The organism is Sphingomonas sp. CFBP 13706, assembly GCF_014842355.1.
GTDB lineage: Bacteria > Pseudomonadota > Alphaproteobacteria > Sphingomonadales > Sphingomonadaceae > Sphingomonas > Sphingomonas aerolata.
Genome location: NZ_JACYVM010000002.1, coordinates 445,262 through 468,086, shown reverse-complemented (window position 1 = coordinate 468,086; position 22,825 = coordinate 445,262). Strand labels below are relative to the sequence as shown.

General features: G+C 66.4%; 22 protein-coding genes and 1 tRNA gene. 10 read left to right on the top strand and 13 right to left on the bottom strand.

Annotated elements, in window-relative coordinates; all coding sequences use genetic code 11:
- Positions 1 to 59 precede the first annotated feature (59 nt).
- Genes IFS44_RS05580 through IFS44_RS05570 form a run of 3 tightly spaced genes read left to right on the top strand, consistent with a single transcriptional unit; the run spans position 60 to position 2,427 of the window.
- Positions 60 to 650 carry a DUF1285 domain-containing protein gene (locus tag IFS44_RS05580; RefSeq protein ID WP_192097760.1) on the top strand — a complete coding sequence of 197 codons (591 nt, stop codon included), beginning with the start codon at positions 60 to 62 and terminating at the stop codon, positions 648 to 650.
- Positions 647 to 1,243, top strand: a complete 597-nt coding sequence (locus tag IFS44_RS05575; protein ID WP_031440742.1) for a CoA pyrophosphatase — start codon at positions 647 to 649, stop codon at positions 1,241 to 1,243. Before IFS44_RS05580 ends, IFS44_RS05575 begins: the two co-directional genes overlap by 4 nt.
- The gene (locus IFS44_RS05570) at positions 1,234 to 2,427 is read left to right on the top strand and encodes a CCA tRNA nucleotidyltransferase (protein WP_192097759.1); all 1,194 of its coding nucleotides are present in this window, start codon (positions 1,234 to 1,236) and stop codon (positions 2,425 to 2,427) included. The genes IFS44_RS05575 and IFS44_RS05570 overlap by 10 nt, the downstream gene beginning before the upstream one ends.
- A 4-nt stretch (positions 2,428 to 2,431) precedes the next feature.
- Here IFS44_RS05570 and IFS44_RS05565 read toward each other — a convergent pair whose 3' ends face one another.
- Positions 2,432 to 4,108 (bottom strand): putative bifunctional diguanylate cyclase/phosphodiesterase, encoded by a 1,677-nt coding sequence (locus tag IFS44_RS05565; protein ID WP_159512439.1) that lies wholly within the window; start codon positions 4,106 to 4,108, stop codon positions 2,432 to 2,434.
- Between the two features lie 186 nt (positions 4,109 to 4,294).
- Positions 4,295 to 6,544, bottom strand: coding sequence for a DNA topoisomerase IV subunit A (gene parC, locus IFS44_RS05560; RefSeq protein ID WP_037530076.1), 2,250 nt, complete (start codon positions 6,542 to 6,544; stop codon positions 4,295 to 4,297).
- A 222-nt stretch (positions 6,545 to 6,766) separates the two neighbouring features.
- Here parC and IFS44_RS05555 point away from each other — a divergent pair, with 222 nt between their 5' ends.
- From IFS44_RS05555 to purQ, 6 genes are all read left to right on the top strand, one after another.
- Positions 6,767 to 7,663: an alpha/beta hydrolase gene (locus IFS44_RS05555; RefSeq protein ID WP_192097758.1), complete on the top strand. Its 897-nt coding sequence runs from the start codon at positions 6,767 to 6,769 to the stop codon at positions 7,661 to 7,663.
- A gap of 34 nt (positions 7,664 to 7,697) precedes the next feature.
- Complete coding sequence (gene kynU, locus IFS44_RS05550; RefSeq protein WP_192097757.1) at positions 7,698 to 8,912, top strand: kynureninase; 1,215 nt, start codon at positions 7,698 to 7,700, stop codon at positions 8,910 to 8,912.
- Positions 8,913 to 9,052: 140 nt separating this feature from the next.
- Positions 9,053 to 10,156, top strand: coding sequence for an acyltransferase family protein (locus tag IFS44_RS05545; protein ID WP_192097756.1), 1,104 nt, complete (start codon positions 9,053 to 9,055; stop codon positions 10,154 to 10,156).
- Between the two features lie 148 nt (positions 10,157 to 10,304).
- The gene (gene purC / locus IFS44_RS05540) at positions 10,305 to 11,084 is read left to right on the top strand and encodes a phosphoribosylaminoimidazolesuccinocarboxamide synthase (RefSeq protein WP_031396310.1); all 780 of its coding nucleotides are present in this window, start codon (positions 10,305 to 10,307) and stop codon (positions 11,082 to 11,084) included.
- Positions 11,085 to 11,315: a phosphoribosylformylglycinamidine synthase subunit PurS gene (purS, locus tag IFS44_RS05535; protein WP_192097755.1), complete on the top strand. Its 231-nt coding sequence runs from the start codon at positions 11,085 to 11,087 to the stop codon at positions 11,313 to 11,315.
- Positions 11,316 to 11,328: 13 nt separating this feature from the next.
- Positions 11,329 to 11,997 (top strand): phosphoribosylformylglycinamidine synthase subunit PurQ, encoded by a 669-nt coding sequence (purQ, locus tag IFS44_RS05530; RefSeq protein WP_166745980.1) that lies wholly within the window; start codon positions 11,329 to 11,331, stop codon positions 11,995 to 11,997.
- A gap of 113 nt (positions 11,998 to 12,110) precedes the next feature.
- Here purQ and IFS44_RS05525 read toward each other — a convergent pair whose 3' ends face one another.
- Positions 12,111 to 12,812: a queuosine precursor transporter gene (locus tag IFS44_RS05525; protein WP_051916672.1), complete on the bottom strand. Its 702-nt coding sequence runs from the start codon at positions 12,810 to 12,812 to the stop codon at positions 12,111 to 12,113.
- Between the two features lie 106 nt (positions 12,813 to 12,918).
- On the opposite strand from IFS44_RS05525, the gene IFS44_RS05520 reads away from it, so the two are divergent.
- Positions 12,919 to 12,995: transfer RNA gene (locus tag IFS44_RS05520), tRNA-Arg, on the top strand.
- Positions 12,996 to 13,000: 5 nt separating this feature from the next.
- Here IFS44_RS05520 and IFS44_RS05515 read toward each other — a convergent pair.
- The 10 genes from IFS44_RS05515 to IFS44_RS05470 form a co-directional block, all read right to left on the bottom strand.
- Positions 13,001 to 13,432, bottom strand: coding sequence for a c-type cytochrome (locus IFS44_RS05515; protein ID WP_192097754.1), 432 nt, complete (start codon positions 13,430 to 13,432; stop codon positions 13,001 to 13,003).
- 649 nt (positions 13,433 to 14,081) lie between these two features.
- Positions 14,082 to 15,698: a carboxylesterase/lipase family protein gene (locus IFS44_RS05510; protein ID WP_192097753.1), complete on the bottom strand. Its 1,617-nt coding sequence runs from the start codon at positions 15,696 to 15,698 to the stop codon at positions 14,082 to 14,084.
- A gap of 107 nt (positions 15,699 to 15,805) precedes the next feature.
- Entirely contained in the window at positions 15,806 to 17,362 is a 1,557-nt protein-coding gene (guaA, locus tag IFS44_RS05505) for a glutamine-hydrolyzing GMP synthase (protein WP_056406242.1), read from the bottom strand.
- Between the two features lie 94 nt (positions 17,363 to 17,456).
- On the bottom strand, positions 17,457 to 17,879 hold the full coding sequence (gene rplQ, locus IFS44_RS05500) for a 50S ribosomal protein L17 (protein ID WP_031395235.1): 423 nt from the start codon (positions 17,877 to 17,879) through the stop codon (positions 17,457 to 17,459).
- Positions 17,880 to 18,131: 252 nt separating this feature from the next.
- Entirely contained in the window at positions 18,132 to 19,202 is a 1,071-nt protein-coding gene (locus IFS44_RS05495; RefSeq protein WP_031395236.1) for a DNA-directed RNA polymerase subunit alpha, read from the bottom strand.
- Positions 19,203 to 19,302: 100 nt separating this feature from the next.
- Positions 19,303 to 19,692 carry a 30S ribosomal protein S11 gene (gene rpsK / locus IFS44_RS05490; protein ID WP_031395237.1) on the bottom strand — a complete coding sequence of 130 codons (390 nt, stop codon included), beginning with the start codon at positions 19,690 to 19,692 and terminating at the stop codon, positions 19,303 to 19,305.
- Between the two features lie 84 nt (positions 19,693 to 19,776).
- Complete coding sequence (gene rpsM / locus IFS44_RS05485) at positions 19,777 to 20,145, bottom strand: 30S ribosomal protein S13 (RefSeq protein WP_031395238.1); 369 nt, start codon at positions 20,143 to 20,145, stop codon at positions 19,777 to 19,779.
- Between the two features lie 215 nt (positions 20,146 to 20,360).
- Complete coding sequence (locus IFS44_RS05480) at positions 20,361 to 20,594, bottom strand: hypothetical protein (RefSeq protein WP_166745984.1); 234 nt, start codon at positions 20,592 to 20,594, stop codon at positions 20,361 to 20,363.
- A 49-nt stretch (positions 20,595 to 20,643) separates the two neighbouring features.
- A complete protein-coding gene (locus IFS44_RS05475; protein ID WP_192097752.1) occupies positions 20,644 to 21,987 on the bottom strand; it encodes a sensor histidine kinase in 1,344 nt (447 codons plus the stop codon).
- Between the two features lie 6 nt (positions 21,988 to 21,993).
- Positions 21,994 to 22,686, bottom strand: a complete 693-nt coding sequence (locus IFS44_RS05470) for a winged helix-turn-helix domain-containing protein (protein WP_031395241.1) — start codon at positions 22,684 to 22,686, stop codon at positions 21,994 to 21,996.
- Positions 22,687 to 22,825 lie beyond the last annotated feature (139 nt).

The following is a 22,825-nucleotide window of genomic DNA, read 5'->3' as shown; positions in this document are numbered from 1 at the left end:
CTGGCGCTTCGCCTGCCGCGAGACTTTACGAGAGGCCATGCGCACCCTACCTCGCGCTCATGCCTATGGACCCCCTCCCCGATCTTGCCTCGCTGAGCCTCGCCGAAATCGCCCGGCTCGCCGACGAGCAGAAACTGCCGCCGGTCGACAAATGGAATCCGTCGCATTGTGGCGACAGCGAAATGCGGATCGCGCGCGACGGGACCTGGTATCATCAGGGCACGCCGATCGGCCGCGAGACGATGGTCCGGCTCTTCTCGACGATCCTCCGGCGCGAGCCATCGGGCGGCTATGTCCTGGTTACCCCGGTCGAGAAGCTCGACATCGTCGTCGAGGACGTGCCGTTCGTTGCGGTCGAGGTAAAGATCGATGGCGAGGGTCCGGCGACCAGGCTGACCTTCCGGCTCAACACCGGCGACCTCGTAACCGCGGGCGCCGCGCACCCGATCCGCTTCGTCGAGGATGAAGACGGCCCGCGACCTTATCTGATGGTCCGTGGCGGGATGGAGGCGGTGGTCGCCCGGCCGGTCTATTACGAGCTCGCCGACCGCGCGATCGCGGGCGGCGAGTCGCCGGTCGGGCTGTGGAGCGACGGCCAGTTCTTTCCGCTCGAACCCGCGGTGCCGTCGCCCGAAGACATCGCCGCGTGACGCTCGCCGATCGGCTGCGCAGCGCGCTGTCGCGGGGTGTCGAGCCGGGCATGATCCTGCTGACCGGCGACCGTGACGATATCGATCTGCCGCCCGGCGATACGCTGCTGCCCGCGGCGGTTCTGATCGCGGTGACCGATCGTGCCGAACCCGGGGTGATCCTGACCCAGCGTACCGAGACGATGCGCAAGCATGCGGGCCAGATCGCCTTCCCCGGCGGCCGGATCGATCCTGGCGAGGATATCGTCACCGCCGCGCTGCGCGAGGCCGAGGAAGAGATCGCGTTGCCGCGCGAACGCGTGACCGTCATCGGCCAGGCCGATACCTATCGCACCGTCACCGGCTTCCAGGTGACGCCGGTGATCGGCGTCATCCCCCCCGACCTGGTGCTCCACCCGAGCGAGGCCGAGGTGGCGAACGTGTTCGAGGTTCCGCTCGAATTCCTGCTCGATTCGGGCAATCATGTCGAAGCCAGCGTCGAATGGCAGGGCCATGAGCGGCATTATTACGAGATCATCTGGAACGACCGCCGCATCTGGGGCGCGACCGCGGCGATGATCGTCAATCTGAGGCGACGACTGCAATGGGCATGAGTCTTCCCAATGCCGCCTGGCGGACGCGCCCCGGCCTCGCCGCGCTGACCGCCGTGCTGGGCGGGGCGTCGGCGCAGTCGCGGTTCGTCGGCGGGGCGGTGCGCGACACCCTGCTCGGCCTGACGCCGGCCGATACCGGCGCGATCGACATCGACATCGCAACCAGCCTCCCCCCGCAGGAGGTGCTCGAACGGCTCGAGGATGCGCGGGTCCGCGCGGTGCCGACCGGGCTTGCGCATGGCACGATCACCGCGGTGACCGAGGGTGGAACCGTCGAGATCACGACGCTGCGCCGCGACGTCGCGACCGATGGGCGGCATGCGACGATCGCCTACACTGATGACTGGCGCGAGGATGCGGCGCGCCGCGATTTTACGATCAACGCGCTCTATGCCGATCCCGTCAGCGGCGAGATCTTCGACTATTTCGGTGGCCTTGACGATCTGTCCGCAGGGCGCGTGCGCTTCATCGGTGATCCCCTGCAGCGGATTGCGGAGGATCATCTGCGGATCCTGCGCTTCTTCCGCTTTCACGCGCGGTTCGGGACCCAGATCGACGCCGCCGGGCTGGAGGCGTGCACCGCCCGCGCGAACGACCTGATGGCGCTGTCCCGCGAACGGATCGCCGCCGAACTGCTCAAGCTGCTCGTCGCGGCGCGCGCCGTTGCGGTGATCGCACTGATGGTCGAGCGCGGCATCTGGCGTGCGGTGCTGCCCGAGATCGACGCCGACGGGGTCGCACGGCTGGCCGCGCTGGTCGATCACGAACATGCCGCCGGCATTGCGCCCGATCCGATCCGGCGTCTGGCCGCACTGATCCCCGCCCGCGACGGCGATGTGGTCGCTGCACGGCTGAAACTGTCGAACACCAATCGCAAACGCGTCGTCGCGGCGACGCAGGGGATTGGCGACGAAGGCCCGCGCGCACTCGCCTATCGCCACGGCCTTGCTGGCGCGATCGACCGGTTGCTGATCGCAGGTGCGGACGTCGCGCCGATTGCCGACTGGTCGCCGCCCGCCTTCCCGATCAGCGGCGGCGCGCTGGTCGAACGCGGCCTGCGCAAGGGACCCGACGTCGCGGCGATGCGCCGGCGGATCGAGACTCAGTGGATCGCGGAGGGTTTCCCAGATCAGGCCCGGGTCGATGCGATCGCGGACAAGGCGGTCACCGAAACGCTCGCCTGAGCCTTCAGGCCAGGATCGGGACCCGGTTGAAGATCGACTCGAACGCCTGAGCCGCCTCGAGCGGCCGAGCGAAGACATAGCCCTGGCCATAGGTGCATCCGAGCGCCGCGAGCGTCTGGGCCAAGTCGCCCGTCTCGATCCCCTCCGCGGTCGTCTGCATGTTGAGCGCCTGCGCGAGACTGAGGATCGCGCGGACGATCGACACCTTGTCGCGGTCCGCCAGCATCCCCGTCACGAAGCTCCGGTCGATCTTCAGCACATCGATCGGCAGTTTCTGGAGATAGGCGAGATTGGAATAGCCGGTGCCGAAATCGTCCATGGCGAGTGTCGTGCCGAGATCCTTCAGCGCATGCATCGCCTGCGCGATCCGGTCCGGGTCGGACACGATCGCGCTTTCGGTCAATTCGAGTGTGAACCGATCGCCGCCGAGCCGCGAGCGAGACAGCGCCGACTCGACCACCGGCGCGATCGCGTCGCGCTGCAGCTGGATCGCGGACAGGTTCACCGCGACGCGAACGCCGCAATGCCCGCCGGCACGTACGTCCCACGCCGCCAGCGTCCGCGCCGCCGCATCGATCGCCCAGCGCCCCAGTGGAACGATCAGCCCCGATTCCTCGGCAACCGGAATGAACTGTGTCGGCGGGATCTCGCGACCATCCTCGTCGGTCCACCGCGCCAGCGCCTCGAACGCGACGATACGCCCGGTCGCAAGATCGCAGATCGGCTGATAGGCGAGCCGCAGCCGGTCATTCTCGATCGCGCGACGCAGCGCGGTCTCCATGCCGAACTGTTCGCGCGCGATCACGAATTCCTGGCGCTGATAGCATTCGGTCCGCCCCGTCGCCTTGCCGCGCTTTACCGCGAACTGCGCGTGGCGGATCATCTCGGCGGTGTCGCCGGTCTCGTCCCGGCCATAGGCGATGCCGATCGAGCATTCGACGCGGATCTCGTAATCGGTCAGGCGGAACGGCGCGATCAGCGCGCGCTGAATCCGGTCGGCGAGACGCAGTGCCTCTGCGGGATCCTCGTCGATCGTCATCAGCACCGCAAACTGCCCGCCGCCGACCCGCGCCAGCGTATCGCGCACCCGCAGCGCGCCCTTGATCCGCCGCGCGACGGTGATCAGCATCTCGTCGCCGACCAGCGATCCCAGGCACGCGTTCAGCCGCCCGAACCGGTCGATATCGATCGCCAGGACCGCGCGCGCGGCGTGATCCTCGACCGCCTCGACCAGATCCTCGAACCCTTCGCGGTTGAGCAGCCCGGTCAGGCTGTCGGTCGTCATCTCGCGCCGCATGCTGCGTTCGGTATGGATCTGCGAGGTCCGGTCGACGAAGCTCAGCGTGCACCGGTCGTGGATCGCTGCGCTGCTCCGCGCGATCGTCACGCGGTAATGCCGGCAATCGATCGTGTCGCCAAAGGCCCAGTCGAAGTCGAGTCGGGTTTGCGACGTCAGCAGAAAGGCGATGATCCGATCGCCCAGATCGGCGATCATCGGCGACCGCGTCGCGACGACGCCCAGCCCGGCGAGGCGATAGGCCCGGTTCATCGCGAACAGCTCGAGCCCACCGTTCTCGAGCGTCAGGTGGACCATCGGAATCGGGCTCAGCTCGAGGCCGCGCGCGACGAGTTCAGCCGAGACGGTTGCCGGTTGTTCGGCCTCGTGAAGAACCCATTCCATAGTCCTGCCTAACCCGGCTTCGTTAAGGCCGCGTGAAATTTACAAAAGACCCAAAACGAGTACGATTATTTCAACCCCGGTTCAGACAGCCCGGCACCAGTCCGCAACGACCCGGCCGCTGGCCCCCGATTTACCCTGGAGTCAGATCGCGATGGTCAGCACGCATCGCCTTAGCATAGACGAATTTCAGCCGAATCGGTTGTCGCGGGGAAAACCTGTGGGGGGCATCCGCCCGGCCGCACCGCGCGCCGTGCGCCACGGCCCCAGATCCGCCTCGGTCCGCGTGCGTTTGGTTTCGCCGCCCATCGCCCAGCTCAAGCCGTTGGCGAACACGAAGGTGATCGCATCGGCCAGCCCGCCGTCACGGTAGCGCTGGAGCTGCACCCCCTGCCCGCGATTCATTTCGACCAGCTCGTTGATCGGGAACACCAGCAGCTTGCGGTTGTCGCCGATCGCCGCGACATAATCGTCCGCGGGGTCGACCGGGCGGACCAGCTTCACCTTCTCGCCGATCCGCGGCGTCATCACCGTCTTGCCCTTGCGGGTCTCCGCGATCACGTCCGCCGCGGTCGCGATGAACGCGCGGCCATCGGTTGCCGCGACCATCAGCTTGGCCTGCCGCGCCGCGGGCAAGAGCGCGACGATTCCGACGCTGCCGTCGAGGTCGATCATCGCGCGCACCGGCTCGCCAAAGCCGCGCCCGCCCGGCAGCTTGTCCGCCGCCAGCGTGAAGAATCGCCCATTCTCCGCCGCCAGCAACAGCTTGTCGGTCGTCTGCGCATGGAAGGCGAAGGCCGGGCCATCGCCCTCCTTGAACTTCAGCGCCTCGGGGCTGGCCAGATCATTATGCCCGCGCATCGCCCGGATCCAGCCGCGCTGCGACAGGATCACCGTGATCGGCTCGCGCTCGATCATCGCCTCGAGCGGAATGTCGCGAGTCGGCGCGGCCTCCTCGATCGTCGTGCGCCGCTTGCCGAGCAGCGTCTCGGCGCCATAGCGGTCGCGGATCTTGCGCAGGTCCGCCTTCATCCGCTTCTTCTGCAGCTTGGGATCGGCGAGCAACGCGGTCAGCGTCGCCTGTTCCTTGTCGAGCTTGTCGCGTTCGGTCTTGATCTCGAACTCTTCGAGCCGGCGAAGCGACCGCAGCCGCATGTTCAGGATCGCCTCCGCCTGACGATCGGTCAGGTTGAACTCGGCGATCATCACCTTTTTCGGCTCGTCCTCGGTGCGGATGATCTCGATCACGCGGTCGAGATTGAGATAGGCGATCAGATAGCCGTCGAGCAGTTCGATCCGGTCGGCGATCTTTTCCAGCCGGTGCTGGGTGCGCCGGGTCAGCACGACGAACTGATGCTCGACCCAGGCCGCCAGCGCCTCGCGCAGCGACATCACGCGCGGCGTGCGATCCTTGTCGAGCACGTTGAGGTTGAGGCTGACCCGCGTCTCGAGATCGGTCAGCCGGAACAGCCCGTCCATCAGCACCTGCGGATCGACCGTCCGGCTCCGCGGCTCCAGCACGATGCGGATCTCGGCGTCCGATTCGTCGCGGACATCGGCGAGGATCGGCAGGCGCTTCGCGTTGATCAGGTCGGCGATCTGCTCGATCAGCTTGCCCTTCTGCACGCCATACGGGATCTCGGACACGATCAGCGTCCACATCCCGCCCTTTTCGCGCTCGATCTCCCAGCGCGCGCGCACCCGGAACCCGCCGCGCCCGGTGGCATAGGATTCGCGGATCACCGCGGGCGGATCAACGACCAGCCCGCCGGTCGGAAAGTCCGGCCCGGTCACATGCGCCAAGATCGCGTCATTGTCGGCATCGGGCTGATCGACCAGCAGGATCGCCGCCTCGATTAGCTCGGCGGCGTTGTGCGGCGGGATGCTCGTCGCCATCCCGACCGCGATCCCGCTCGCGCCATTGGCGAGCAGATTGGGGAACATGCCGGGGAACAGCTCGGGCTCCTCGTCCTCGCCATTGTAGGTCGGGCGAAGATTGGCCGCATCCTCGTCGAGACCGTCCATCAGGTCGACCGCAACCTGCGTCAGCCGCGCCTCGGTATAGCGGTACGCGGCGGCATTATCCCCGTCGATATTGCCGAAATTGCCTTGCCCGTCGACGAGCGGATATCGCAGCGAGAAGGTCTGCGCGAGACGGACCATCGCGTCATAGACCGACTGGTCGCCATGCGGATGATATTTGCCGATCACGTCGCCAACGACGCGCGCGCATTTCTTGTAGCCCTGGCTCGGATCGAGCTTCAGCAGCCGCATCGCCCAGAGCAGCCGCCGGTGCACCGGCTTCATCCCGTCGCGCACATCGGGCAACGACCGCGCGGTGATCGTCGAGAGCGCATAGACGAGGTACCGCTCGCTCAGCGCGCTGTCGAAGGGGGCGTCGACGATGGAATCGAAGGGATCTTTGAAATCGGTGACCATAGTTGCCTCGTGGATAGCAAGCGCGGCCCAAAGGTTCCACTGTTGTTCTCACCACCCCGACCAGAACGTCCTGTCCTCATCCGCTCCCCGTCACCCTGACGAACGTCAGGACCCACGAGCCAAGCCCTCAACCGATATTGCGCCAACCCGCAACGTCCGCCACCGTCACGCCACGACCGCTCCCGCGTCCCTCACCCACTCCCCGAAAGGCCACGCAACCCCATGATCCGCCTTGCCTTTCTCGCGCTGGCCGCCATCTCCACACCGGTGATCGCCGAACCGCCCGCACCCAAGCTCCTGATATGGCCCGACCTCGTCAAACGCCCGAAGCCCAGCCCCGACGCGACCATCGCCTATGGTCCCGACCAGATGCAGAAGGTCGATGTCTGGCGGCCGAAGGGCAAAGGCCCCTTCCCGGTCGTGGTGATGGTCCATGGCGGCTGCTGGACGACGAGCATCGCCGATCGCAGCCTGATGAACTGGGTCGCGGACGATCTTCGCAAGAACGGCATCGCGGTCTGGAACATCGATTATCGCGGCGTCGACCGCGCCGGCGGGGGTTATCCGGGGACCTTCGAGGACGCGGCGAAGGCGACCGACGCGCTCACTGCGAACGCGGCGACCTTCAGTCTCGACACGCGCCGCATCGTTGCGATCGGCCATTCCGCCGGTGGCCATCTCGCGCTCTGGCTCGCCGCCCGCGCAAAGATTCCGGCTGCCAGCCCGCTCCACAGCAGCGCGCCGCTTCGCATCGACCATGTCATCAGCCTCGGCGGGTTGCCCGATCTTGAGGCGACGGCGGCCACCCCCGCCAATGGCTGCGGCACGGAGGTCGTCGCCAAGCTCGTCGGCACGCCCAGCGCGGCCCGCGCGGACGTGTACGCCGACACCTCAGTGCCGCGCCTCCTCCCGCTCGGCATCGCGCAGGACCTCGTCAACGGCCGCGAGGATCGGATCATCCCCTTCCCCTTCGCCACCGACTATGTCGCCAGGGCGAAAGCCGCAGGCGACACCGCCGCCCTCCACACCATCCCGGCAACCGGCCATGTCGAACTCGTCGCACCCGAGACGCCCGCCTGGGCGGAGGCGAAACGGCTGATCGCGGCCGCCCTGAAATGAACCGAAACCCGCCCGCATTTACAAAGGTCCGACCATGACCCTCGACGAAGCCCGCGCGCTCGACGCCGCCGATCCTCTGGCAGCGTACCGGGAGCAGTTCGCGCTGCCGGAAGGCGTGATCTATCTCGACGGCAATTCACTCGGCGCGCTCCCCAAGGCGACGCCCGCCGCGCTCGCCGACGTCGCGACCCGCCAATGGGGCGACCGGCTGATCCGCAGCTGGAACGAAGGCTGGATCGACGCGCCGCAGCGGATCGGCGCGAAGATCGCGCCGCTGATCGGCGCCGCCGCCGACGAGGTGATCATCGGCGACACGACCTCGACGCATCTGTTCAAGGCGCTGGTCGCGGCGTTACGCGCCAATCCCGACCGCCACACGGTGTTGAGCGAGGCCGGCAATTTCCCGACCGACCTCCATATCGCCGAGGGCGCGGTCTCCTGCGTCCCCGGCGCCCGGCTGAAGGTGGTCGCGCGCGCGGATCTCGCAGAGGCGCTGGACGAGGACACCGCGGTGCTGCTGCTCACCCATGTCCACTACAAGACCGGCGAGCGCTTCGACATGACCGCGTGGACCGCCCGCGCCCACGATGCCGGCGCGCTGATGCTCTGGGACCTCAGCCACAGCGTCGGCGCGGTGCCGATCGACCTGAACGGCGCCGACGCCGATCTGGCGGTCGGCTGCACGTATAAATATCTCAACGGCGGCCCCGGCGCGCCCGCCTTTATCTACGTCGCCAGGCGCTGGCAGGACAGGCTCGCCAGCCCGCTGTCCGGCTGGATGGGCCACGCCGCGCCCTTCGCGTTCGAGGACGCCTATCGCCCCGCGCCGGGGATGAAGCGCTGGCTCGCGGGCACCCCCGCGATGCTGTCGACCGCCGCGCTCGAAACCGCGCTCGATCTCTGGGCCGACATCGACCAGCACGCCGTCGCCGCAAAAAGCGCCCGTCTGTTCGACATCCTCGCCGCCGCCGGCGACGCGCTCGGCCTCGACTGCGTCAGCCCGCGCGATCCCGCCCAGCGCGGCAGCCATATCAGCTTCCGCCACCCCCACGCGCATGCGATCACGCAGGCGCTCATCGCGCACGGCGTCATCGGCGACTTCCGCGACCCCGACATCCTCCGCCTCGGCCTGACCCCACTCTATCTCAGTCATGAAGACGTCTGGTGCGCGGGCGAGATGCTGAAAAAGATCGTCGAAACAGGAGAATGGCAGAATCCGCAGTATTCGGAACGACTTGCCGTTACCTGAGAATAGCAGCCTTCGCTGACGGCCAAGAGTTGTAAAATAACGCAGCTTCGTATCCGACGAACCAACCCTGACTTTCAGCACATGATCTGTTAGCCGATAGACGCGACGCATGGGGAGCGTCGCGCCGCGGGGGCCTAACAGTGACAATCAAACAGTCGGATCATGTCGAATTATACGGCATACAGATGCTGCGTGCGATCGCGGCGCTGGCCGTCGTCGTCCATCACACGCTGGAAGAGTCGGGGGGTGCGATCGGAAAGTTCAGCCCCGACTGGCTGACGACATCGGGCGCCTCCGGCGTCGACATATTCTTCGTCATCAGCGGCTTCATCATGTTCCACGTCACGTTCAGGGATCGCCGCGGCCCGCCGACGCCCGGGACCTTCCTGTTCCGCCGCGCAACCCGCATCTACCCCTTCTACTGGTTGTGCTGCCTCGCCGTCCTGACGATCTCGGCGATGGGATTCCTTGCTTCCAACCATTATCCCGCACGGACGATCGCCGGCGCGCTGATCCTGCTGCCGGGCAATGCGCTGCTCGGAACCGCGTGGACGCTCGTCTTTGAAATGTATTTCTACCTTCTCTTCGCGGCCACGCTCTGGGCGCGCTCGGCGACGCTATCGGTGATCGCGACGATCGCGGCGATCCTGTGCCTGCAGGTCGCGGGATCGCTGATGCCTGCGACCGCCACCGCCAGGTTTCTAGCGAGCCCGCTATCGCTCGAATTCTGCTTCGGCCTCGTCCTGGGATATGGCTATGCCGCCTGGATGCGCCGCGACCGGGCCTGGCCCGTGCCGCCCGTCATGGCACTTGTCGCGATGGCGGTCATGGCCGTCGTGCCGCTGTTCGTCGCGCACGACGCCACCACCAGCCTGCCCGAACTGCCGCGCATCGCGGCGTGGGGCCTTCCCGCAGTCGTCGTCGTCGCCAGCGTCTTGACGATCGGTGCACCACGCACCGCGGTTGCGCGGTTCCTCGTCCTGCTCGGTGATGCCTCCTATGCGCTGTATCTCACCCATGCCTTCGTGATGATGGGCTATGGATGGCTGGTGAAGATCCCCGCGGTCAGCCGACTGCCGCAGCAACCCGTCGTGATCCTGATCGTCATCATCGCGATCATCATCGGCCTGCTCGCCCATCTGCTGGTCGAGAAACCGCTGCTCGGTCTCGTTCGCCGACTGACCCCGGCCCGCCCCGCCCGGGCGGCGCCGGTAGATCAGCCGCTTCCCGAAGTCGCCGGTTAGCATCGACAGCCTTGCATTCCGTTCACACCGGTACGCCGATCCGATTGCACCGCCCGCGCCCTTCGCCTATAGGCGCGGCCTATTCCGGCCTCGGCTCCGCGAAGATTATCGTGGGGGTCGGGGCCGCTCAATTTTCAGGGGACCGCGCATGGCTCGCCGCCGCCAGATCTACGAAGGCAAGGCCAAGATCCTCTACGAGGGTCCCGAACCCGGCACGCTGATCCAGTATTTCAAGGACGACGCGACCGCGTTCAATGCCCAGAAGAAGGGCACGATCAACGGCAAGGGCGTGCTCAACAACCGGATTTCCGAGCACATCTTCACGCTGCTCGATCATATCGGCGTGCCGACGCACTTCATCCGCCGGCTCAACATGCGCGAGCAGCTGATCCGCCAGGTCGAGATCGTCCCGATCGAAGTCGTCGTGCGCAACGTCGCCGCGGGTTCGATCTCGAAGCGTCTCGGGATCGAGGAGGGCACCAAGCTGCCCCGCACGATCATCGAATATTACTACAAGGACGATGCGCTCGGCGATCCGATGATCTCCGACGAGCATATCGCCGCGTTCGGCTGGGCGAGCCAGGAGGAGATGCACGACATCGCCGACCTCGCAATTCGCGTGAACGATTTCCTGTGTGGCCTGTTCGCCGGCGTCGGCATCCGCCTCGTCGACTTCAAGCTCGAATTCGGCCGCATCTTCGACAACGACTATGGCCGCATCATCCTCGCGGACGAGATCAGCCCCGATGGCTGCCGTCTGTGGGACATGGAAACCAACGAGAAGATGGACAAGGACCGCTTCCGCCGCGATCTCGGCGGCGAAGTCGAGGCCTATCAGGAGGTTGCACGCCGTCTTGGCCTGTTGCCCGAAGGCGGCGACAATTCGGTCCTCGACCTCGAAAAGCATCGCAAGAACCGGGGCAAGTAAATGAAACTCAAGGTTTTCGTGACACTCAAGCGCGGCGTGCTCGACCCGCAGGGCCGCGCCATCCACCACGCGCTCGGCAGCCTCGGCTTCGACGGCGTGCAGGACGTCCGCCAGGGCAAGCTGATCGAGCTGGAGGTCGCCGACGATACCGACGACGCGACGATCGACGGCATGTGCCGCAAGCTGCTCGCCAACACGGTGATCGAGAATTACCGGGTCGAGAAGGCATGAAGGTGGTAAAATCATGAAGACTGCGGTCATCGTCTTTCCCGGCTCCAACTGCGACCGCGACATCGCCGTCGCGCTGGAAACGGTGACCGGCGTCAAGCCGACGATGGTCTGGCACGGCGACGCGGAGCTGCCGGGCGATGTCGGGCTGGTCGCGGTACCGGGCGGCTTCTCCTACGGCGATTACCTGCGCTCGGGCGCGATCGCCGCACGCTCGCCGATCATGCGCGCGGTCGTCGAGCAGGCGGGCAAGGGCCTGCCCGTGCTCGGCATCTGCAACGGCTTCCAGGTGCTGACCGAGGCGGGGCTCCTGCCCGGCGCGCTGATGCGCAACCAAGGGCTGAACTTCATCTGCCGTGACGTCGCGCTGACCGTCGAGACGTCCTCAAGCCGCTTCACGTCTGGCTATGGCGCTGGCGAACGCGTCTCCTTCCCGGTCGCGCATCATGACGGCAATTACTTCGCCGACACCGAGACGCTCGACCGCCTCGAAGGCGAAGGCCGCGTCGCCTTCCGCTATGCCGAGGCCGTCAACGGCTCGGCACGCAACATCGCCGGGTTGCTGAACGACAAGGGCAACGTGCTCGGAATGATGCCGCACCCCGAACGCCGGATCGAAGCGGCGCATGGCGGCACCGATGGTCGGCGGCTGTTCGAAGGCCTGATGGAAGCCGTCAGCGCTTAATCGGGATCGTCCCCTCACCTCATCCCACCCCATCCGTTCGCCCTGAGCGAAGTCGAAGGGCCTGAGACTCATGTGCTTCGACTTCGCTCAGCACGAACGGGTGGGGATGTGGGTCAAACCCGCGTCCGGAACGGCGAGAAATCCGTCCCCTCGTCATACACGTCCACCCCCTCGCGCCGCTTGAGCCAGCCCACCGCGACATAGGTCAGCGGCGTCAGCAGCACCTCCCACGACACCTTCAGCGCGAACTGGCTGACCATCACCATCAGCATCGCCTCGACCGGCCAGTCGGGCGCGCCGTAAAAGGCCAGTGGATAGAAGATCAGGCTGTCGAACGCCTGCCCTACCACCGTGCTGCCGATCGTCCGCGTCCACAGCATGCGGCCCTTGGTCCAGATCTTCATCCGCGCGAGCACGAAGCTGTTGGCGAACTCGCCCACCCAGAACGCACAGATCGAGGCCAGCACGATCCGCGGCACCTGTCCGAACACCGACTCATAGGCCGCCTGCCCCGTCCATCCCGCATCGGGCGGCAGCGCGACGACGACGGTCGACATGAACACCATGAAGAGCATCGCGCCGAACCCGGCCCAGATACAGCGGCGCGCGCGCGCATAGCCGTAGACTTCGGTCAGCACGTCGCCGATCACATAGCTGACCGGAAAGAACAGGATCCCCGCGCCGAACGGCCAGGCACCGATGAACGGCAGGTCGATCACCGCCCGCTTGCCCGCGCCGATGACGTTGGACAGCAGCAGGATGGTGACGAATGCCGCCATCACGAAATCGAAATAGCGGAACTGTTCGCTGCGCATGGCAGTGGCCGCCACGGGCTCGGGCGCGTCGTGATCCACGATATTCATCGCGTCGTTATGATGACGGTTCCAAGCTCGTGCAATGCACGCTAATCGGAACGCGTGCGCGCCCGTAGCTCAGTTGGATAGAGCAAGGAGCTTCTACCTCCTCGGTCGGGGGTTCGACTCCCTCCGGGCGCGCCAATTTCCTAACGGTCTCGGCGATAGGTCGCGAGATAGGCGATCACGTCGGCGCGCTGCTGCGCATCGGACAGACCGGCAAAGCGCATCGTCGTCCCCGGCACCAGGCCCTGCGGTGCCCGAAGCCACGCATCGAGCCGCGCTGCATCCCAGCGCCCGCCCATCGCCTGTAACGCCGCGGTATAGGCAAATCGCGGCCGGCGTTGCGCGACCGGGCCGTCGACCACGTCGTAGAGATTGGGACCGTCGGTATCGGGAGCGTCCGCACCGATCGTGTGGCAGGCCTTGCACTGAACGAACACGCGCGCACCCGCCACGGGGTCACCCGTCAGCGTCCCGACCACCACCCGGCGTTCCGCGGCGGCGGCATTCCGGCCATCGCCCGTCTGCTGGCATGCGCCGACGAGCATCAGCCCAAGTGTCACCCCGATCCTCCGCATGCCTTCGCTCCGATACCACCGGCCATTCCGAACGGCCGCGCCCCCCGCCTAGCGCAGATTTTCGGGCGAAACGAGGCAGCGGCGTGACGAGCGGTGCTGTCAAGTTTCGCCGCCAATGCTAGCTTGTCGTCAGCGACGCAGTGCCGATACGGCATCGCGTCCTCGGCGCCCCGCCCGGATACGAGAGTGTCGCACGGACGGGCGGGGCGCCCCGTTCATTTTCAATTCACGACTGCTTGGCATAAGCCATGGGCAGAGGCGTTGCCGAGTATCGCGTAACCTTCAGCGCCCCGCCAGTTTTCAGTCACACGGGCCGGCGGGGCGCGCAGCACCATCCCTCCCCGCCTTGTCGGCATTGTTCGGTGCATACCGCACATAGCGCATTCGGGTTCGCCGAATCGCAATTCGATCTCCAGGTTTGTCCCGCAATCGGTCGGCACAACTTCCTTTCAAAAGTCTTGATACATAGCGGCATTCCGCCCATATCCGATCTGTCCGACGCGCTTCCCCAAGACAGCAGCGTCGGCGCTGGACTGCGGCCCGCACGAGTTATCCCCTTTTCTCGAGCGGGCCGATTCCTACCGAAATCGCCAGAAGACGCGGACGCCAGACGCTCGAACTATGTGCGCAAGCGGCCGCGCGGCGTGCCTCAGCGCCGTTCGGGGCCTGCTGCCACGGCGTCGGCGGCCCCCTGTACCGCATCCAGCCGGGCCTTGAGCGGATCCACGCCGTTGATCGCGCTCGCATCGGCCTGCAGCAGCTGCACGGCGCCCCGGCGTGCGTCGAAGGCCGGCCAGCGCGGTAGTCCCGGCGCGTTGGGATCGCCCTTCCGCACGAAATTGACGACATAGCGGTTGGCGAGCTGCGCAGCGCGGGCATCCTGCGGGGTCAGCGCCGCGCCGTATTTCGCGGCAACCGTGTCGAAGAAATACGGGATGTCCGTGGCATGCGGCGCGCCCGACCAGTCCTTGCGCATCGATTGCGCGACATAACCGAAGCGATAGAGATAGGCGGGCTGCCCCGCGCGCTGCGTCTCCTGCGCGACGAGCCGCGCGGGTTCGTGCATCAGGCGGTCGCGTCCTACCTCGGGACCGACCGCGGCAAGCTCCTGCGTGCCCGCGGGATCATAGGCGGCGCGGGCGGCGTCGGCCTGCGCACCGAAGCTGGCGAACAGCCCCTCCTTGGACGTCTCGCCAAAGCCCGCGATATCCGCGTCGGTGGTCCCGACCATCATCGGTACCGCCATCGCGGTCCCTCGCCGCATCGCTCCGTCCGTCGTGCCGACCACGATGCGGCCATCGACGATCGGTCCGCCCGCATAGGTCGGCACATCCACCGGGCCCCGATAGGCAAGGTTCAGCTCGCCGCGCACCTGATCGGCGGGCAAGGCGCGAAGCGCCGCGAGCGTTTCCGCATCAGACCGTCCCGCAATGCCCTGGGTCGTCGCAAAGTTGACGCCGATCGTCTCAGCCGAAGGTCTGCCGCCCTGCTCACCGCGAAGCGGCACGCCACCGATCAATGTGCGCCCGCCGCCCGACATCACGATTGCCCGCGCGAACAGGCCCTTTGCCATTGGCGATGCCATCAGGTTCAACACCGAAGCGCCCCCTGCCGATTCACCCATCAGCGTGACCTGCGCCGGATCGCCCCCAAATTTCGCGATATTCGCCCGCACCCATTGCAATGCCGCGATCTGGTCGAGCAGCGCATAGTTGCCGAGCGGTCCCTCGTTCGCCGCGCTCAGCGCGGGATGCGCGAAAAAGCCGAACCGTCCGAGCCGATAGTTGAAGCTGACGAACACGACGTCCTGCCGTGCGAACGCCGACCCGTCATAGACCGCAGGCGACGACCCCCCATTCACGAACCCGCCGCCATAGATCCAGACCAGCACGGGTTTCGGCGCCGCTGACGCCGCCGGACGCCAGACGTTGAGGACGAGACAATCCTCCGCCGGCGTCGTGCCGAGCGGCGCGGCATCGCTCGGAAAGGGCAGTTGCATGCAGTCATGCCCGAAACGGTCCGCGGCGCGCACGCCCGACCATTTCTGCACCGGCTGCGGCGCCCGCCAGCGCAAGGGGCCGACCGGCGGCGCTGCAAAGGCTATGCCCTTGAAGACTGCGACGCCTGCGGCCGTCGTGCCGGTCACCGAACCGCCCTCGACCTGGACCGCGGGCGTCACGCCCTGCGCCGCACCTGTGCCCGGGACCATCGCGGCAACACACGTCATCGCGATCGCCAGCGTCGTCGACGCCCTCTGCATGCTCATCACCGCTCTCCCCCGGTTCTGCTTGTCTACGAGGGAATGGAACACCCGCGCCCATCCTGCAATCGGGGAAACCGCTCAGGCGAAGAGGCGCACGCCGCCCATGGGGCTCACTCCCACTCGATCGTGCCGGGCGGCTTCGACGTATAATCGTAGGTGACGCGGTTGATGCCCTTGACCTCGTTGATGATCCGGGTCGCCACGCGCGGCAGGAAGTCGCCGGGGAACTGGAACGCCTGCGCGGTCATCCCGTCGGTCGACGTCACCGCGCGCAGGGCGAGGACGTTGTCGTAGGTTCGGCCGTCGCCCATCACGCCGACGCTGCGCACGGGCAGCAGCACCGCGAACGCCTGCCAGATCGTGTCGTAGAGCCCCGCCGCGCGGATCTCCTCGAGATAGATCGCATCCGCCTTGCGCAGGATGTCGCAGCGTTCCTTGGTGACTTCGCCGGGGATGCGGATCGCGAGGCCGGGTCCGGGGAACGGATGACGGCCGACGAAGATCTCCGGCAGGCCGAGCTCGCGACCGAGCGCGCGGACCTCGTCCTTGAACAGTTCGCGCAAGGGCTCGACGAGCTTCATGTTCATCCGCTCGGGCAGACCACCGACATTGTGGTGGCTCTTGATCGTCACCGACGGCCCGCCGGTGAAGCTGACGCTCTCGATCACGTCGGGATAGAGCGTACCCTGAGCCAGGAACTCCGCCCCGCCCAGCTTCTTGGCCTCGGCATCGAACACGTCGATGAAGGTCTTGCCGATGAACTTGCGCTTCAGCTCGGGGTCGGTGATGCCCGCGAGACCGCTGAGGAACAGCTCCTCCACGTTCACATGGATCAGCGGGATGTTGTAGGCGCCGCGGAACAGGCTGACGACCTGCTCGCTCTCGCCCGCGCGCATCAGCCCGTGATCGACATAGACGCAGGTGAGCTGCTCGCCGATCGCCTCATGGATCAGCACCGCCGCCACCGCCGAGTCGACGCCGCCCGACAGACCGCAGATGACCCGGCCGCTGCCGACCTGCGCGCGGATCTCGGCGATCTTGGTCTCGCGGAACTCGGCCATCGTCCAGTCGCCGCTGAGACCGCAGACGTGCCGCGCGAAATTGGCGATCAGCTTCCCGCCATCGGGCGTGTGGACGACTTCGGGGTGGAACTGCACGCCGTAGAAGCGCCGCGCCTCGTCCGCGACGATCGCATAGGGGGCACCGGTCGATACCGCGACGGGGGTAAAGCCCGGCGGGATCGCGTCGACCTTGTCGCCATGGCTCATCCAGACCTGGTGCCGCTCGCCCTCGGCCCACAGCCCGTCGAACAGCGCGCAAGGCGACTTCACCTCGACGAACGCGCTGCCGAATTCGCCGCCGTCACCCGAGACGATCACGTTGCCGCCGAGCTGCGCGGACATGACCTGCTGGCCGTAGCAGATGCCGAGGATCGGGATCCCCGCCTCGAAGAAATGCTGCGGCACGCGGGGGCTGTTCTCGGTCGTGACCGAGGCGGGGCCACCCGACAGGATGATCCCCTTCGGCTGCATCCGTTCGAACGCGGCCGCGGCGGACTGGAAGGGGGCGATCTCGCTATAGACGCCCGCCTCGCGCACGCGGCGGGCGATCAGCTGGGTTACCTGGCTGCCGAAATCGACGATGAGAATGCTGTCTGGGTGCTCCATGTCGGGCGCATAGCCGGATGGGACCCGTAACGAAAGAGGCCGCGCCTCCCGGATGGGAAACGCGGCCTGCAATTCGACTAACGAGAGGCGGGGATTATGCCGCTTCGTTGTAATCCTCGTCCGACATCACCGGACCCGAATCCTGGCCCTTCGCCGAGACGTCGCGGTCGACGAACTCGATGACGGCCATCGGCGAGGCGTCCGACATGCGGATGCCAGCCTTGATGACGCGAGTGTAGCCGCCGTTGCGATCCGCATAGCGGGTCGCCAGAACGTCGAACAGCTTCACCAGCTGGGCGTCGTCGAGCAGCTTGCCGTGCGCGAGACGACGGTTGGACAGGCCACCCTTCTTCGCGAGCGTGATCAGCTTCTCGATGTAGGGACGCAGTTCCTTCGCCTTGGCGACGGTGGTGGTGATCTGCTCGTGCTTGATGAGCGCGGCGCTCATGTTGCGGAACAGAGCAAGACGGTGGGCCGAGGTCCGCTGAAGCTTACGGCCGCCTACGCGATGGCGCATGTTTAATACCTTTTCGTTCGTTCAGGGGCCGTATGAGGTACCCGGGAGCTGGTCGCCGTTAAGGCCGGCGACCGATGCCTTCGTAAAGACGGCAAGGACGGGTTCCGTCAATCACGAAACCCGCGCCTTGCCCGCTTTGTCTCCAGCCGGGTGGCGACCCGGCAAAGCCGCGTCGTCGAACGGGTCGGTCGAAACCGACCCGCCGGCCGGGCTGTCTGGTCTCCGGTGCAGCATGGCTGCCCCGGTGCCAGATCAGCCCATGATTTCCTGCTCGAGCTTCTTGGCCATCTCTTCGATGTTCTCAGGCGGCCAGCCCGGGATTTCCATGCCCAGGCGAAGACCCATCGACGACAGCACTTCCTTGATCTCGTTCAAGGACTTGCGGCCGAAGTTAGGCGTGCGCAGCATCTCGGCTTCGGTCTTGCCGACCAGATCGCCGATGTAGATGATGTTGTCGTTCTTGAGGCAGTTCGCCGAACGCACCGACAGCTCGAGCTCGTCGACCTTCTTGAGAAGGTAACGATTGATCTGCTGCGTGTCGCCTGCGGGCTCCGCACCACCGGCAGCGGGTGCTGCCTGGCCGATCGGGGCCGACGAACGGGTGACCGACGAATCGTCGAAGTGGACGAACAGCGCGAGTTGGTCCTGGAGAATGCGACCGGCATAGCCGACTGCGTCTTCCGGGGTGATCGTGCCGTCGGTTTCGATCGTCAGCGTCAGCTTATCGTAATCCAGGTCCTGACCGACGCGGGTCGGGTCGACCTTGTACGACACCTGACGTACCGGCGAGTAGAGCGCATCGACCGGGATCAGACCGATCGGCGCGTCGGCCGGGCGGTTTGCGGTCGCGGGCACGTAACCCTTACCGATGTCGGCGGTCAGCTCCATGTTGAGCGTCGCACCCTCATCGAGGTGGCAGATCACGAGATCCTTGTTCATGATCTCGATGTCGCCCGAGACGGCGATGTCGCCGGCCTTGACTTCACCCGGACCCGTTGCCGAGAGCTGGAGGCGCTTGGGCCCCTCGCCCTGCATGCGGATCGCGATCTGCTTCACGTTGAGGACGATGTCGGTCACGTCCTCGCGGACGCCGGCCAGAGACGAGAACTCATGCAGCACGTTCTCGATCTTGATCGAGGTCACGGCCGCGCCCTGCAGCGACGAAAGCAACACGCGCCGCAGCGCGTTGCCGAGCGTCAGGCCGAAGCCACGCTCGAGCGGCTCGGCGATGAAGGTCGCCTTGCGCTTGGTGTCGCCACCGGCCTTTTTCTCCAGGCCGCTGGGCTTCTTGAGTTCCTGCCAGTTCTTTGCGTTGACAGACACTTGCTTCCCCTAATTTGGGGGCCGGCGGACAGGACGTCCACCGGCCATGAATATGCACCCGTGCCGCGCGATCAACCGCGCACGGGCAACGTCGGAGAAATCAGACGCGACGACGCTTCGAAGGACGAACGCCGTTGTGCGGGATCGAGGTCACGTCGCGGATCGACGTGATCTGGAAACCGACTGCCTGCAGCGCACGCAGTGCCGACTCGCGGCCCGAACCGGGGCCCTTCACTTCGACTTCGATCGTCCGGACGCCGTGCTCGGCGGCCTTCTTGCCGGCGTCTTCCGCTGCGACCTGCGCCGCGTACGGAGTCGACTTGCGCGAGCCCTTAAAGCCCATTGCGCCGGCCGACGACCACGAGATCGCGTTGCCCTGGGCATCGGTGATCGTGATCATGGTGTTGTTGAAGCTGGCATTCACGTGTGCGACGCCAGAGGTGATGTTCTTGCGCTCGCGCCGCTTAATGCGCTGAGGTTCGCGTGCCATGGTGTATTTCCTGACCTGTATCTGCGTGACGCCGGGCGGTCCCTCGGGACCAGCGCCGGCGGAGTAATCCAGTGTTGAGTCGGATTACTTCTTCTTGCCGGCGATCGGCTTGGCCTTGCCCTTGCGGGTGCGCGCATTGGTGTGCGTACGCTGGCCGCGGACCGGCAGGCCCTTGCGGTGACGAAGACCACGATAGCAGGCGAGATCCATCAGGCGCTTGATGTTCATCGACACCTGGCGACGCAGATCGCCTTCGACGGTGTAGTCGGCGTCGATCGCCTCACGGATGTGCAGCACTTCCTGGTCGGTCAGGTCCTGGACTCGTGCGGTGTCGGCAATGCCGAGCTTCGCGACGATTTCCTTGGCCTTGGTCGAACCGATGCCGTGAATATAGGTCAGCGCGATCACCACGCGCTTGTTGGTCGGGATATTAACACCCGCGATACGTGCCATGAACTTGGTTCTCCTGCTCCACGAGGTCCGGCATGGCTGCACGGCCCTCATCTCCTAGCGATGATCCGAAACGCACGATAACGGCGAACGCAAAAGAGCGCCGCCGGGAACCGTCGTATCGGGGAGGTCGAATTAGGCGCGCGCTAACGAACTGTCAAGCCGCGGGTTCCGCCGCCCGCGTGATGCGCCCCTGCGATGCGCGCCGTGCAACCGCGTCAGCGCCGGGGCTCCGCCACGCGTCGCATCACGATCCAGCGCCGCAGCGCGACGACGAACCAGATCAGCTCGACCAGCCCGAACGGCCATGCCCCCTGCAGGAAGCCATAGGCCGATCCGAACAGGCATCCAACGGCGAAGCCGAACGTCCACCAGTGCGATCCCGATTCCTTGGCATAGCACAGCAGGGTGAAGGAGACTGCGGCAAGCCCGAAAAGCGAAAGTGCGTCCATCGCCAATCCCTTGGCGCGTCCGGCCGGACAAAGCCATCCCCGCTCGCAGTCAGACTGGCAGGACGATCCGCGCGACGAGGCCGGGCGCATTGTCGCCCAGCTCGAACCGCCCGTCATGCAGCCGCGCGACCGCCTCGACCAGCGCCATGCCCAGCCCCGCCCCCGGGGTCGTGCGTGCGCTGTCGAGTCGCCCGAATCGCTTGAGCGCCTGCGCGCGGTCCGCCACCGCAATCCCCGGCCCGCGATCCTCGACCTGGATCGCGACGCCGTCACCGCGCTCGATCAGGCGGAGCGTTACCGTGCCACCACTGGCCCCATGCCGCAGCGCATTGTCGATCATGTTGGTGATCGCCTGGCTCAGCAGTTCGCGGTGCAACGCCATGGCCGGTGGCCGATCGTCGATCGCCACGACGAAGCTCAGGCCCGCATCCTCGGCGACCGGGGCATAGAGCTCACCGATCTCCTCGAGCAGATTCGCAGGCGGCACCTGGATGAACCGGTCGCGCGACACCGATCCAGACCGGCTGATCTCGATCACCATCGTCAGCATCCGCATGACGAGGTCGGTCTCTGTCAGCAGCCCGCCCAATGCCACTTCACGCGCGTCGGGGTCCGCGATCAGCACCGCCTGCTCGGTCTTGGTCCGCAGGCGCGCCAACGGCGAGCGCAGGTCATGGGCCAGGCTGTCGGTCACGACGCGCAACTCGGCCATCACCCCTTCGAGCTTGCTGAGCATGACGTTCAGCCGCGCGGCCAGCCGGTCGAACGCGTCACCGCCACCCGCGACCACGGCCACACGGCGTGACAGGTCGCCCTCGCCCGCAGCCTCGACGACGCTCGCTATCCCGTCGAGACGCCGACCGACATAGCGCGCGAGAACGAGTCCCCCGACGATGCCGAGCGCGAGCGAGAGGGTGATGGCAAAGGCCAGCGCGCGCTCCATCGCACGTTCCTCCGCCGCGATCAGATCGAGGTTGCGCCCCGTCAGCAGCCATTGCCGGCCGATCGGATACAGGGCGTACCCCGTCTCACGCGCGTTCCACAACGCGTCGTCGCCAAGCCGGGCGATCCTGAAGCGGGTCATCCGCAGCGGCACGGTCAGCCGGGCGGGCGCGACTCCCTGGACGGTTCGTCCGTCCGCGTCGACGAGCGCGAGTACCAGCGAGACGTCGCCGGGGCTCACCGCCTCGCCGATCGCCTGGCGCAGCTCGGGAATACCGCCGACCTGCCAGACGGTGCGCAGCGCATCAGACTGTTCGGTTGTCTCGCGCCGGATCGCATCGATCGCATCGGCGCTGGTCTGTTTCCAGACGAAGCCGATCAGCGCGAGGTTGGACACCAGCGACAGCATGATCGCGAGCAGCGCGATCCGCGCGGTGACCGACAGGCGCATCGCGGTTCAGCCCTCCACGGCGAGCCGGTATCCTGCCCCGCGTACCGTATGGAGGATCGGCGTCGGGAACCCGTCCTCGAGCTTGCGCCGCAACCGCCCGATATGGACATCGACGACGTTCGATCCCGGGTCGAAATGATAATTCCAGATCTTCTCGAGCATCATCGTCCGCGTCACGACCTGCCCCGCATGCCGCGCGAGGAATTCGAGCAGGTTGAATTCGCGCGCACCCAGCGGGATCGTATGCCCACCGCGCGACACGACGCGTGAAAGCAGGTCGATCTCAAGATCGCCGACCGACAGCTTGGTCTTTTGCGGATCGCTCGCGAGGCGGTCCGACCGGCGCACCAGCGCCTCGACGCGCGCCGACAGTTCCGCGAACGAGAAGGGTTTGCAGAGATAGTCGTCGGCCCCGGCCTTCAGCCCGTCGACCCGGTGATCGACCGCGGCGAGTGCGGAGAGGATGAGGACCGGGGTGACGATGCCGGCCGCGCGGACCGCGCTGACCATGGCGAGGCCGTCGAGCCCTGGCAGCATCCGGTCGGCGATGATGAGGTCGAAGATGCCCTCGCTGGCGAGAAACAGTCCGTCACGCCCATCGCCACAGGTCTCGACGGCGTAGCCCGCCTCAGTCAGCCCCTTGGCAAGATAGCTCGCGGTCGAGACATCATCTTCGACAATCAGGATCTTGCGGTTCACGGCGTCATCGCTTTCCCCTGTCCCATAACGGAAAGGCCGGCGGAAATCACTTCCCGCCGGCCCCCACGGTACCCCCGGGAGTGACGGGCACCGATCTCTGGAAACTCGCGCCGCTCGTTCGGGCGACACGCGTCTCTTA

Excerpts from the sequence above, each read along its gene's own strand:
- IFS44_RS05580 (WP_192097760.1), top strand. The coding sequence starts at position 60 with ATGCCTATGGACCCCCTCCCCGATCTTGCCTCGCTGAGCCTCGCCGAA.
- IFS44_RS05570 (WP_192097759.1), top strand. The coding sequence starts at position 1,234 with ATGGGCATGAGTCTTCCCAATGCCGCCTGGCGGACGCGCCCCGGCCTC.
- IFS44_RS05565 (WP_159512439.1), bottom strand. The coding sequence starts at position 4,108 with ATGGAATGGGTTCTTCACGAGGCCGAACAACCGGCAACCGTCTCGGCT.
- parC (WP_037530076.1), bottom strand. The coding sequence starts at position 6,544 with ATGGTCACCGATTTCAAAGATCCCTTCGATTCCATCGTCGACGCCCCC.
- IFS44_RS05555 (WP_192097758.1), top strand. The coding sequence starts at position 6,767 with ATGATCCGCCTTGCCTTTCTCGCGCTGGCCGCCATCTCCACACCGGTG.
- kynU (WP_192097757.1), top strand. The coding sequence starts at position 7,698 with ATGACCCTCGACGAAGCCCGCGCGCTCGACGCCGCCGATCCTCTGGCA.
- purC (WP_031396310.1), top strand. The coding sequence starts at position 10,305 with ATGGCTCGCCGCCGCCAGATCTACGAAGGCAAGGCCAAGATCCTCTAC.
- purS (WP_192097755.1), top strand. The coding sequence starts at position 11,085 with ATGAAACTCAAGGTTTTCGTGACACTCAAGCGCGGCGTGCTCGACCCG.
- purQ (WP_166745980.1), top strand. The coding sequence starts at position 11,329 with ATGAAGACTGCGGTCATCGTCTTTCCCGGCTCCAACTGCGACCGCGAC.
- IFS44_RS05525 (WP_051916672.1), bottom strand. The coding sequence starts at position 12,812 with ATGCGCAGCGAACAGTTCCGCTATTTCGATTTCGTGATGGCGGCATTC.
- IFS44_RS05515 (WP_192097754.1), bottom strand. The coding sequence starts at position 13,432 with ATGCGGAGGATCGGGGTGACACTTGGGCTGATGCTCGTCGGCGCATGC.
- IFS44_RS05510 (WP_192097753.1), bottom strand. The coding sequence starts at position 15,698 with ATGAGCATGCAGAGGGCGTCGACGACGCTGGCGATCGCGATGACGTGT.
- guaA (WP_056406242.1), bottom strand. The coding sequence starts at position 17,362 with ATGGAGCACCCAGACAGCATTCTCATCGTCGATTTCGGCAGCCAGGTA.
- rplQ (WP_031395235.1), bottom strand. The coding sequence starts at position 17,879 with ATGCGCCATCGCGTAGGCGGCCGTAAGCTTCAGCGGACCTCGGCCCAC.
- rpsK (WP_031395237.1), bottom strand. The coding sequence starts at position 19,692 with ATGGCACGCGAACCTCAGCGCATTAAGCGGCGCGAGCGCAAGAACATC.
- rpsM (WP_031395238.1), bottom strand. The coding sequence starts at position 20,145 with ATGGCACGTATCGCGGGTGTTAATATCCCGACCAACAAGCGCGTGGTG.
- IFS44_RS05480 (WP_166745984.1), bottom strand. The coding sequence starts at position 20,594 with ATGGACGCACTTTCGCTTTTCGGGCTTGCCGCAGTCTCCTTCACCCTG.
- IFS44_RS05475 (WP_192097752.1), bottom strand. The coding sequence starts at position 21,987 with ATGCGCCTGTCGGTCACCGCGCGGATCGCGCTGCTCGCGATCATGCTG.